Origin of the sequence: Xenorhabdus bharatensis, from assembly GCF_037996705.1 — a bacterium.
Classification (GTDB): Bacteria; Pseudomonadota; Gammaproteobacteria; order Enterobacterales; family Enterobacteriaceae; genus Xenorhabdus; species Xenorhabdus bharatensis.
This window is the reverse complement of sequence record NZ_JBBMXG010000014.1, coordinates 83836-95996: the sequence shown is the minus strand read 5'-3', so window position 1 is coordinate 95996 and position 12161 is coordinate 83836. Positions and strand designations below refer to the sequence as shown.

Below are 12161 nucleotides of genomic sequence, written 5' to 3'. Positions count from 1 at the left end.
TTATGGATGCATTGCTCAAATGAGAAATTACTTGAGTGAGGCATTGTTTGCATAACATTATTACTAATGACTGAAAGATGATCATAATTCAAATGACACCTTGGAACTGACATTGACTTTGTAGGGGGGAAATGTGGGGAAACATATTCCAATTACGTTGGGTAGTATAGAGCCTTTAGCTTATACATCGCAGATAAAACCCGGAAAAATTGCACTTGTTTGTGAAGGTGGAGGGCAGCGGGGCATTTTTACGGCAGGTGTGTTGGATGAATTTCTCCGGCTGGATTTTAACCCGTTCGAATTATTTCTTGGTACCTCGGCGGGTGCTCAGAACCTTTCTGCTTATATCTGTGGTCAAAAAGGTTATGCTCGCAAGGTGATCAACAAGTACACAACCAATCCGACTTTTTTCAATCCATTGCGCTTTGTCCGGGGCGGGCATCTTATCGATCTGGATTGGTATATTGATATGATCTCTGAACAAATTCCCTTAAATATTCCTATTGCGATGAATCATTTTGATGATGGTCGTGAGTTTTACATGTGCACATGCCGTGCTGATAATTTCGAAGCCAGTTATTTTCAACCTAATGAAAGTAACTGGATGGAAATTATCAAGGCTTCCAGTGCGATCCCCGGATTTTATCGCAATGGGGTGACACTTGATGGTATTGTTTATCAGGATGGTGGCATTAGCGATGCGATTCCGGTTGAAGAAGCATACCGTCGAGGGGCTGATACTATTGTTGTGGTCAGGACTGTGCCTTCACAGCTTTACTATACGTCACAGTGGTTCAAGCGAGTGGAGCGCTGGCTGGAAACCAGCAGTCAGCAAAAAATGCTCAGAATGTTAAAGCAGCATGCTACAAGCTACTTTCGAACACAACGATTTATTGAAAACCCGCCGGATGACGTACAAATCTTCGAAATTAGGCCACCTGCACCGTTGGCAACGATGGCTCTGGGAAGTAAAACAAAAGCATTGAACACCGATTATCACTTGGGGCGGCGTTGTGGGCGGTACTTTTTGGCGACTATCGGACATACTTTTGTTGGGGGTAAATTTGGGGTGGAAAAACGTAAAAGTTATGGTGTTTCCCGCAGCAGTTTCAACCATGATGGAACGAAGCGTAATGGTTTCCGTCGCAATAGTTTTCTGTGTAGTGAGCATACCCCCGCAATAGATACTTCGGTAAGAATGGCAGAGGAAACCGGCGTAAATGATAGCGAACTGATGCCACTGACTGGTACAACTATGATCAATAACGATTATGATGAACAATAATGATGACGACAGATATACACGATGGATTTCAAGATGCATCGCGACGGCAAGAGAGTGAATCCTCAGGAGCATAGATAACCGTATGTTTATAAAAACGGTGACCGGGGTGGGCGAGCGCAGCCAACAAAGAGGCAACTTGAAAGACGAAGTGTATGATATGGATAAATAGATGTTTATTGACACACATTGCCATTTTGATTTCTCTCCTTTTTCGGGTGACGAAACCGCAAGTTTAGAACGAGCCAGACAAGTGGGCGTTGAAAAAATTATTGTGCCGACTGTCAGTCAGGTGTATTTCCAGAGAGTAGCTGATTTAGCGGCTAAGTATCAGGCAATTTATGTCGCGTTCGGATTACATCCTTTATATATTAATGAACATCATGATACCGATCTGGAATGTCTGGAGCAGAAACTCAAAGAGAAACTTCCTCACTGTGTAGCGGTTGGTGAAATTGGTCTTGATCTGTATATGGCAGAACCACAGTTTGAGCGGCAAAAAAGCGTTCTGGCAGCTCAGCTCAAGCTGGCCAAAAAATATGAATTACCTGTGCTGCTTCATTCCCGCAAAAGTCACGATCAACTGGCGGCAATGTTACGAAAACATCATGTACCCCGTACCGGCGTTATTCATGGCTTTGCGGGTAGCTTATCTCAGGCGCAGGCCTTTGTACGTCTGGGTTTTTATATTGGTGTCGGGGGAACGATAACGTACGAAAGAGCGAAAAAAACGCGTGATACCATAGCTCGTCTGCCTCTTTCCTCTTTAGTATTGGAAACGGATGCACCTGATATGCCACTAGCCGGTTTTCAGGGGCAGCCAAACCGACCCGAAAGAATCGCGCAGGTTTTTTCTGCATTGTGTGAATTACGTCCTGAATCTCCGGATGAAATTTCCCGCCAAATTTATCAAAATAGCATGGAATTATTTGCGATCAGCTAATTTAGTTCAGTGAAAATAGTCTACTTTTGGTTGAACGAAAGAGGCTATTCTGGTTGAAATAAACATTAATAATATTTAACTGGCATTATCTTCTCATTTCTTCCTTTTTTACCGCAAAATTATCTAAACCCTGATAAATAGAATGGTTATATGTGATGTAAGTCTCATTTCCCGTTTTTATATTACTTTTTGCTGCATTAATTTGTGATGTCAGTTGCTTGTTCTTTTTTACTACTGGGTATAATCGCCTCCACACACAGTGTCAGTAGGAACTCACAATATAACTGACATATTTTTCATTCATTCAGTGAACAGGGATTCTTCCAATGCAACTCATTATGAGCCTGATAGGGATGGTAGTGCTGATTTTTATCGCAGTACTTTTCTCGAGTAATTACAAAGCTATTAAAATCCGCACTGTCCTTGGTGCCTTCTTGATTCAGGTGCTTATTGGTGCATTTGTGCTTTATGTACCAGCAGGTAAAGACATTCTGATTGGAATGTCAAAAGGTGTTTCCAACGTCATCGGATACGGTCAGCAGGGAATTGATTTTATCTTTGGCGGGCTGGTATCTAACAAAATGTTTGAGCTGTTCGGCGGCGGTGGTTTTGTTTTTGCCCTGCGCGTCCTGCCAGTTATTGTCTTTTTCTCTTCTCTGATTGCCGTTTTGTATTACATTGGCCTTATGCAGCTTATCATCAAAATATTAGGTGGTGGCTTGCAAAAAGTATTGGGAACATCACGTACAGAATCCCTGTCAGCAACAGCAAATATTTTCGTTGGGCAAACTGAAGCACCTCTGGTTGTGCGCCCTTATATTTCAACCATGACACAATCCGAGCTGTTTGCGGTGATGTGTGGTGGTCTGGCATCGGTAGCCGGCTCTGTATTGGCGGGTTACGCATCAATGGGTGTTCCACTGGAATATCTGATAGCAGCGTCATTTATGGCAGCGCCGGGTGGCCTGTTATTTGCAAAACTGATGGTGCCGGAAACTGAAACCACTCACGATAATGTTGATGCGATGTCACTAGTATCAGCAGAGGATCGTCCGGCCAATATTATTGATGCGGCAGCATCTGGTGCGGCATCCGGTATGCAGTTGGCTCTGAATGTGGGTGCAATGCTGTTGGCATTTACTGCATTGATTGCTTTGTTGAATGGTATGTTAGGCGGTATCGGTGGTTGGTTCAGCTATCCACAATTGTCTATGGAATTGATTCTGGGCTGGGTATTTGCGCCAATCGCTTACCTTATTGGTGTGCCGTGGCATGAAGCAACCGTGGCCGGTTCTTTCATCGGGCAAAAAATAATAGTTAATGAATTCGTTGCATTCATGCACTTTGGCGACTATCTGAAACCGGATGATGTCGTGAAAGCAGCCGGTCTGCAGGTTCTTTCTGATCATACTAAAGCCATTATCTCTTTTGCTTTGTGTGGATTTGCGAATTTGTCTTCTGTCGCTGTGTTGCTTGGGGGCTTAGGTGGTATGGCACCAAACCGTCGTGGTGATATTGCCCGCTTCGGTCTGAAAGCTGTATTGGCTGGTTCACTCTCTAACCTGATGAGTGCCACAATTGCTGGATTTTTCCTCGCATTGTAATCATTGAATAGTGTATTAGATTGAGTAAGGTGAAGAATGTTTACCTTACTCAGATTATTGACAAAGTGCTGGCTCCAGCACTTTGTCTTAATCAAATATCGTTTAGTTGATAACCCTTTACCATCTTAATATTCCTCTTATTTCCTCTTTCTTTATGTGGATGAATTCTTCCTTAATAACGATAGGATTTGCTCTGATGCTATATCGATAGCACTATCGGTAACTTCGTCATGGCAGGGTAAAACCAGCATCTGTTTTACTAAATTTGTCGCATTAGGAAAATCTATCTCATTTCTGCCCGAATACCGGGGTGTCAGATAGAACTCTTTTAAAAATGGATAATTGCACACAATCGTATTTTTATATCGATAAGTATCTGTGTTTATACCTACAGCATTAAGTTGTCTGGCTAACTCAATTCCCGTGAGATTAGTATGCGAATGTAAAAATGTGCATAATCCATAGCCATTATGAGATATATCATAATGCGAATTCATGAAAGTTAACTCAGAACCAGAACTTAGATTTTCTCTCCATTGTTCTGCCTTTTTGTTACGTTCCTGAATCTTACTCTCAATAATTGATAATTGATCAATACCTACAGCTGCCTGAAATGATGATAATTTATAATTTAAACCATTATTATGACCAAAACTTTTGGCTTCTGCACAAAAGCCTATATGCGTGAATTCTTGTATATTTTTTGCAAACTGATCCGAATTAGTAAGGACAAATCCACCTTCCCCAGTACTGATAAGTTTAAATTCATGTGTACTAAAGCAACCTATATCACCAATCGTTCCTTCATAACCTTGTTTTCCATGAGTTCCTGCTGCTTGTGCTGCATCTTCAATAATTGTTATTTTATGCTTTTTGGCATAGTCTTTTATTTCTTTATTTATGGCACTATAACCCCACATAGCAACGGTGATAAGCGCACGTGTAGATGAACTAGTCTGTTTTTCCAGAGAAGCAAGTTCAGGATAAAACGAGTTTCTAGAGCAATCATAAAAGACCGGTATACCACCCGCTTGTAAAACAGCAGATATTGTCATTGGTACGCAAATCGCAGGCACCAGAACTTCATCTCCTGGGTTTATGACCTGAGTAATACTGGCATGCAAAGCAGCAGTTCCCGATGATACTGCAATCGCATATTTAACATTAAAAAATTCTTTTAACGATGTTTCATATTCTGTTACAACGGATGAATCACCGGAAAGTAAATCAGCTTTATCTAAAGTACGAAACATATTTTCGTATTGTGTTTTTGATCTTTTAGCTTTAAAAATACAATCAATGATTATTTTATCTTTCATTTTTTTATTATCCTTTGATTTAAGGAATTAAATATCCGGTATCATCTGGTTAAATTATGTTTAGTGGTCTTTTCATTAATAGGTGTTTTTTATAATGATTTTTATATGTCCACTTCCATTATATGATTGCTACCCTGACGTATTTTCATAAAATCAGTACTATGTTTTTTGTATCCATAAATGCGAATAAGCCAGCGATCTTCTCCGTTGAATTTTGCGGTGTCAGTGATAGAGCTACGGCCATGTAAACAAATTCTATTATTAACAATAAGTACATCCCCTGGCGCTAAGGATACATATTGAATAGATTCCGAGTTTTTTATTACATCAGTCATGGCTTCATAAGCTTGTTGTGCGTATTTATTATTTCCTTTTATTTTGCTATTACTATACCTGATACCTATTTCTCCATTCTGGCAGGGAGATAATATAGAAATGTTTTTTACCTCAATATTTTTATCGAAGGAAGATTGGCTTCTGGCAGTGAAGTTTTTCTTCATTAGCTCATCAATTTCTTTCTGTTTGAGATTTTTCATTACCTCACAAAGAGGTAATAATGTGGTTGGTATATTATCTGGGTTTCTTAAACCAATTAGTCCAAATGATTCGGGGGAAAGCGGTGAGCCAACAACAGGGTTTTCTTCTTGAAAATAACCATTCACTACTTCGGTATGAAAATTAAGTTTTTTAGTTGAACGGAGATAACTTTTTTCATCATTAATTGATGGCATGACCATATGACACAACCGACCTCCCATTTCATCTAAAAATGATCGAGCTGTGTGACCTGTCAGGTGAAGTAGCCCTAATAATGCAGCGGCGGGAATTTTCCAACCTTGTGTTGTTGGACTAAGATCGTTGTTAGGGGTTGGAGGATAATCAGTTAAAGGTAGAAAATTTTTGATATGTAGAAATGGAATATTATTATCTTTCTCAAACTGCAATAATTTTATTAAGTTATCATTATTGAGATGATTAGAGATAATATTACATGCGAGTTTTTCAAGTTCTAAGGGGGTGTTTTCCTGGTTATATTCATCAGGGATTTTTTGTAATGATGAATAAATGGCATTTCTTTCTTGAGGTAATAATGTGATGGTGTTTTCACCATTATCCTTAACATTTAGCATTTTTATTAATATCCTATTTAGTATTCCAAATATTAAATGCGCCAAGTTTTTTTAAAAAAATGAATGGAAAGTGTCATAAAATACGATAACTAAAAGAGAAATAGCTAAAACAATACTAAATAAAAACTCAATAACTACATGTGCTTCTACATTGTTAACTGAGAAATGTCTTTTTAAATCCTGCAAGTAAACTTATATAAATAAATTTAAAGTGAATAGAGAATGATTTTCTTGATAAAAATAAAAAATACTCTTTTGCATCACTTATCTACTAATATGTACATCAATTTAGCAAAATCAATGTGTTATCACTATGTTATTTTTTAACAATAAGTTACCAATATTGAAATTCCTGTAGAAATGTGGTTAACCTGAGTTTTGTTTAGTGCTGCTGCTGTTATTATCCGATGAATGTGATTGTTACCTGTGGGAGCAATATTAAATTTGCTTGAGTATAAACAGCATGTTCTATGCGAATAAATTATTCTGGAATACTCGTTATTTTGGTCAGTATGTTGCCGGACAATCTGTGGGAGAAGATACATTTTTGTCATGGGGGAAAAATTCTATCTGGTAAGCAAAAATGGGTTATCGTAAAAATCGAAGGTAAATGCATTGATATCAACTTTAAATCTATTGTTGTTCAGGTTGTTTTTTTACGCGACTAAACCTATTTAATGTGATTTTTCTCACAATAAAATGTGTGTTATTGCAATTTAGATTCTTTTAATGTGATAAAAGACATAAATATTTGGCCATTTATAGGTTCAAATAATAAAATACAATGACTTGATCGAAAAATCTCTGACTACAAGAGTAATAAAGTTGGAGAAAACATTGTGCGGAGAGAAGGAACTCTGTTGTTGCGGTGATATAGGGCATTGCAACATCTTCAAGGAACCAAGTCCGCTCACCAACATATGAATACATTAATAATTCGGAACAGTTAGGGATTATGCACAATGGATTTCAAGATACGTCGTGGCGGAAAGAGAGTGAGTTCCCGGGAGCATAGATAACCGTATGTTTATAAAAACGGTGACCGGAGTGAGCGAGCGCAGCCAGCAAAGAGGCAACTTGAAAGACGAAATGTATAAATGTTCGGAAGAATATGTGAATTGATTCAATAAAAATACCGTTGGAGAGTTTTATGACCGATTTAACCGCAGCTGCTCAACGTGCGTTGAGCTTGATGGATTTAACTACACTCAATGATGATGATACTGATGAGAAAGTGACAGCACTTTGCCATCAGGCAAACAGTCCGGCAGGGCATACTGCGGCCATCTGTATTTATCCGCGTTTTATTCCCCTCGCCCGTAAGGTACTACGTGAACAGGGAACTCCGGATATCCGTATTGCTACTGTTACGAACTTCCCTCATGGCAATGCTGATATTGATATCGCACTGGCGGAGACCCGTGCAGCGATTGCTTATGGTGCAGATGAAGTTGATGTAGTTTTCCCTTATCGCGCATTGATGGCGGGTAACGAACAAATTGGTTTTGATTTGGTTAAAGCCTGTAAAGATGCCTGTGCTGAATCAGGTGTCTGGCTGAAAGTCATTATTGAAACCGGAGAGCTGAAAGACGCTGCGCTGATCCGTAAAGCCTCTGAAATCTCAATTAAAGCGGGCGCTGATTTTATTAAGACATCAACCGGAAAAGTGCCGGTTAATGCGACACTGGAAAGTGCCGAGATCATGCTGAGTGCTATTCGTGATATGAACGTGGGAGAGACTGTCGGATTTAAACCGGCGGGCGGTGTCCGCACAGCAGAAGAAGCTGCACAGTATCTGGCACTGGCAGGCCGGATCATGGGTGACAAATGGGCAGATTCCCGCCACTTCCGTTTTGGTGCTTCCAGTCTGCTGGGTAGCTTATTGACGGCGCTAGGTCATCAGGGTCAAAAACAAAGCAGCAGTTATTAGTAACAGAAGTTATTGAATGCAGTAGTGATGAAAACAGTCGTTTAAGATCAATAACGATGCCTTGAATGTTCGTTAAGATATAGCTGATTCATGACTGCTGTTCTTCTCAGGCAATGATAATGGGAGGTAGCTTTGTTTTTGGCGCAGGAAATTATCCGCAAAAAACGAGATGGTTTTTCACTGAGCGAAGAAGAAATCCGCTTCTTTATTAACGCTGTGCGTGATAATACGGTATCAGAAGGGCAAATTGCTGCTCTGGCGATGGCTATTTATTTCCGGGATATGACGATAGAAGAGCGTATTGCCTTAACATTGGCGGTACGTGATTCTGGTACAGTCCTTGACTGGAGAAAGCTGAATTTGCCCGGCCCGGTTGTGGATAAACACTCGACGGGTGGTGTTGGTGATGTAACATCTCTGATGTTGGGGCCGATGGTTGCAGCATGTGGTGGTTATGTTCCGATGATTTCAGGGCGTGGATTAGGTCATACCGGAGGGACGCTGGATAAATTAGAATCCATCCCCGGGTTTGATATTTTCCCCGATAATCACCGATTCCGTGACATTATCCGGGATGTTGGCGTTGCCATTATCGGTCAGACTCATTCACTGGCACCAGCGGATAAACGTTTTTATGCAACACGTGATATTACTGCAACCGTTGATTCTATTCCGCTGATTACCGCTTCTATTCTGGGCAAGAAACTGGCTGAAGGATTAGATGCTTTAGTTATGGATGTGAAAGTCGGTTCTGGCGCATTTATGCCGACTTATGAGCAGTCAGAACAGTTGGCGGAATCGATTGTTGCGGTGGCTAATGGCGCGGGGTGTAAGACAACGGCACTGTTGACCGATATGAATCAGGTTCTAGCATCCAGTGCCGGTAATGCGCTGGAAGTGCGTGAAGCGGTGCAGTTTCTGACGGGAGAATACCGCAATCCCCGGTTATTTGAAGTGACTATGGCATTATCTGCTGAAATGTTGGTATCAGGTAAACTGGCAGAAGATCGTGATGCTGCATATCGCCAATTACAAGCAGTACTCGATAATGGTAAGGCTGCGGAAATCTTCGGGCGTATGGTAGCAGCTCAGAAAGGGCCTGTTGATTTTATTGAAAACTATGATCGTTATTTACCGATAGCTTCTTTCAGCAGCCCCGTATTTGCTGGAGATAATATAGTTAAAAAACAAAGCATTGTAACAGAAGTGGATACTCGTGCATTGGGAATGGCCGTCGTTGCATTAGGTGGTGGTCGCCGTAAAGCGACTGATCCGATTAATTACAGTGTGGGGTTGAGTGATATCATTGCACTTGGCTCAGAAGTAAACACAGATACTCCTCTGATGGTGATTCATGCCAATAATGAAGATGACTGGCATATGGCGGCAGAGGCTGTACGTGCATCGCTTGTTTTTCAACAGGCACATACTTCGGCAGCAGAACTGAATGCCGGAATGAAAGTCGCCACCCAGATGGTTTATCGTCGTATTGGTGGATAATTCAACAGAAGTATTGAATAGATTTTAACAGCTGGCAGTTCCCGTATTGATAGCGTGAATTGACACAGGAGAAAATTATGAAACGTACATTCATCATGGTCTTGGATTCCTTTGGCATCGGAGCGAGTGCAGATGCAGAAAAATTTGGTGACAAAGGGTCTAACACTTTAGGGCATATTGCAGAACAGTGCGCTCGTGGTGAAGCTGATATCGGTCGTCAGGGATTGTTGAAGTTACCGAATCTGAGCCGTTTGGGACTGGGAAAAGCAACAGAAGAGTCGAGTGGAACCTTCCCGGTTGGTTTGGATAAAGATGCCGATATTATCGGCGCCTATGGTTATGCGAGTGAACTTTCTTCTGGTAAAGACACACCATCAGGTCATTGGGAAATTGCCGGTGTTCCGGTTTTATTCGACTGGGGTTATTTTAACGAGTTAGAAAACAGCTTCCCACAGGAATTATTGGATAAACTGGTTGAACGTGCCAACCTGCCGGGCTATCTGGGTAACTGCCACTCTTCTGGTACCGTTATTCTGGACAATCTGGGAGAAGAGCACATGAAAACGGGTAAACCGATTTTCTATACCTCAGCGGATTCCGTTTTCCAGATTGCTTGTCATGAAGAAACATTCGGTCTGGATAAACTGTATGAATTATGTGAAATCGCCCGTGAAGAGCTTACTGATGGCGGTTATAACATCGGCCGTGTCATTGCCCGTCCGTTTGTCGGCGATAAAGCGGGTAACTTCCAGCGTACCGGCAACCGTCATGATTTGGCGGTTGAACCACCAGCCCCGACTGTACTGAAAAAATTGGTTGATGAGAAACAGGGTGAAGTGGTTTCCATTGGTAAAATTGCTGATATCTACGCGAATGTCGGTATCACTAAAAAAGTGAAAGCGACGGGAATTGATGCACTGTTTGATGCTTCATTGGTAGAAATGGAGCAGGCCGGTGACAATACGATTGTGTTCACCAATTTTGTTGATTTTGACTCATCTTACGGCCATCGCCGTGATGTAGCCGGTTATGCTGCTGCGCTGGAACTGTTTGATCGCCGTTTGCCGGAAATGCTGAAGATGGTGAAAGAAGATGACGTTCTGATCCTGACGGCTGACCACGGTTGTGATCCAACCTGGCCGGGTACGGATCATACCCGTGAGCATATACCTGTACTGGTTTATGGGCCAAAGGTAAAACCGGGCTCATTAGGGCATCGTGAAACCTTTGCTGACATTGGTCAGACAGTGGCGAATTATTTCGGCCTGACACCAATGGATTACGGTAAAGTGATGTTCTGATTTTCCGGGGGAGCTATCAGCTTCCCCGATCGCTAATATTTTTTTAATACCCATACCCTATGGATTTTGCGCTGCATCGCGGTGGCAAGTGAGTGACCTCCGGCGCATAGGTAGCTATGTGACTGGGAGAAGCGATCAGAGCCAACAAAGAAGCAACCCGAAAGACGGCGGGTATAATAAAAACAAGGAATAGATTTATGGCCACCCCACATATTAATGCTGAGATGGGCGATTTTGCTGATGTTGTTTTAATGCCAGGCGATCCACTGCGTGCAAAATACATTGCAGAAACTTTTCTGGAAGATGTGCGTCAGGTTAACGATGTGCGCGGTATGCTCGGCTTCACTGGTACTTATAAAGGCCGTCGCATTTCAGTCATGGGGCACGGTATGGGCATTCCATCCTGCTCTATTTATGCCAAAGAATTGATCACCGAATTTGGTGTCAAAAAGATTATCCGTATTGGCTCCTGTGGTGCCGTAAGCGAAGATGTTAAAATTCGTGACGTAGTGATTGGTATGGGGGCTTGTACCGACTCTAAAGTCAACCGTCTGCGTTTTAAAGATCATGATTTTGCAGCAATCGCTGACTTTGATTTGATCCGTAATGCGGTTGATGCAGCTAAAGCGAAAAATATCAATGCGCGCGTTGGTAACATTTTCTCTGCGGATCTGTTCTATACTCCAGACCCACAAATGTTCGATGTTATGGAAAAATACGGCATTCTGGGCGTTGAAATGGAAGCGGCTGGCATTTACGGTGTTGCGGCTGAATTTGGTGCAAAAGCACTGGCAATTTGTACTGTTTCTGACCATATTCGTACAGGTGAACAGACGACTGCTGAAGAGCGTCAAACTACTTTCAATGACATGATTGAAATTGCACTTGAATCTATTTTGTTAGGTGACAATTAAAAATAATGTAATTTAATTACTTTATTAAAATAAAAGCCCTTCTCTATAATGAGTAGGGCTTTTTTATTAGCCAATATAATATGTTTTTCAGATGGTTTTATTAAGAATCAATCTCATTTATTTGTTTGTTTTTTTCATTTTACCAATCGTTGATTTTATTATGAAAATAATAAATGAATATTTTTAACGAAAAAACACCCATTCAACTAAAGTAATAATTTTATATTATAATTAGCGT

Annotated in this window: 9 protein-coding genes; 7 read left to right on the top strand and 2 right to left on the bottom strand. The window is 41.1% G+C overall.

The window, feature by feature from the left end; translation table 11 throughout:
• Positions 1-133 precede the first annotated feature (133 nt).
• From AAC855_RS14195 to AAC855_RS14185, 3 genes are all read left to right on the top strand, one after another.
• Positions 134-1285, top strand: coding sequence for a patatin-like phospholipase family protein (locus AAC855_RS14195; RefSeq protein ID WP_340610460.1), 1152 nt, complete (start codon positions 134-136; stop codon positions 1283-1285).
• Between the two features lie 169 nt (positions 1286-1454).
• Positions 1455-2225, top strand: a complete 771-nt coding sequence (locus AAC855_RS14190; RefSeq protein ID WP_340610459.1) for a TatD family hydrolase — start codon at positions 1455-1457, stop codon at positions 2223-2225.
• A 338-nt stretch (positions 2226-2563) separates the two neighbouring features.
• Entirely contained in the window at positions 2564-3829 is a 1266-nt protein-coding gene (locus AAC855_RS14185; protein WP_340610511.1) for a NupC/NupG family nucleoside CNT transporter, read from the top strand.
• A 152-nt stretch (positions 3830-3981) separates the two neighbouring features.
• Here the strand turns inward: AAC855_RS14185 and AAC855_RS14180 are convergent, their stop codons facing one another.
• Together AAC855_RS14180 and AAC855_RS14175 are read right to left on the bottom strand one after the other, a co-directional pair.
• Positions 3982-5148, bottom strand: a complete 1167-nt coding sequence (locus AAC855_RS14180) for a DegT/DnrJ/EryC1/StrS family aminotransferase (RefSeq protein ID WP_340610458.1) — start codon at positions 5146-5148, stop codon at positions 3982-3984.
• A 101-nt stretch (positions 5149-5249) separates the two neighbouring features.
• On the bottom strand, positions 5250-6278 hold the full coding sequence (locus tag AAC855_RS14175; RefSeq protein ID WP_340610456.1) for a carbon starvation induced protein CsiD: 1029 nt from the start codon (positions 6276-6278) through the stop codon (positions 5250-5252).
• 1150 nt (positions 6279-7428) lie between these two features.
• Between AAC855_RS14175 and deoC the strand changes: the two genes are divergently transcribed.
• From deoC to deoD, 4 genes are all read left to right on the top strand, one after another.
• The gene (deoC, locus tag AAC855_RS14170; RefSeq protein WP_340610454.1) at positions 7429-8208 is read left to right on the top strand and encodes a deoxyribose-phosphate aldolase; all 780 of its coding nucleotides are present in this window, start codon (positions 7429-7431) and stop codon (positions 8206-8208) included.
• A gap of 132 nt (positions 8209-8340) precedes the next feature.
• Positions 8341-9708, top strand: coding sequence for a thymidine phosphorylase (gene deoA / locus AAC855_RS14165; RefSeq protein WP_340610452.1), 1368 nt, complete (start codon positions 8341-8343; stop codon positions 9706-9708).
• Positions 9709-9785: 77 nt separating this feature from the next.
• Positions 9786-11009: a phosphopentomutase gene (deoB, locus tag AAC855_RS14160; protein WP_340610451.1), complete on the top strand. Its 1224-nt coding sequence runs from the start codon at positions 9786-9788 to the stop codon at positions 11007-11009.
• A 197-nt stretch (positions 11010-11206) separates the two neighbouring features.
• A complete protein-coding gene (gene deoD / locus AAC855_RS14155; protein WP_099108838.1) occupies positions 11207-11923 on the top strand; it encodes a purine-nucleoside phosphorylase in 717 nt (238 codons plus the stop codon).
• Positions 11924-12161: the final 238 nt, after the last annotated feature.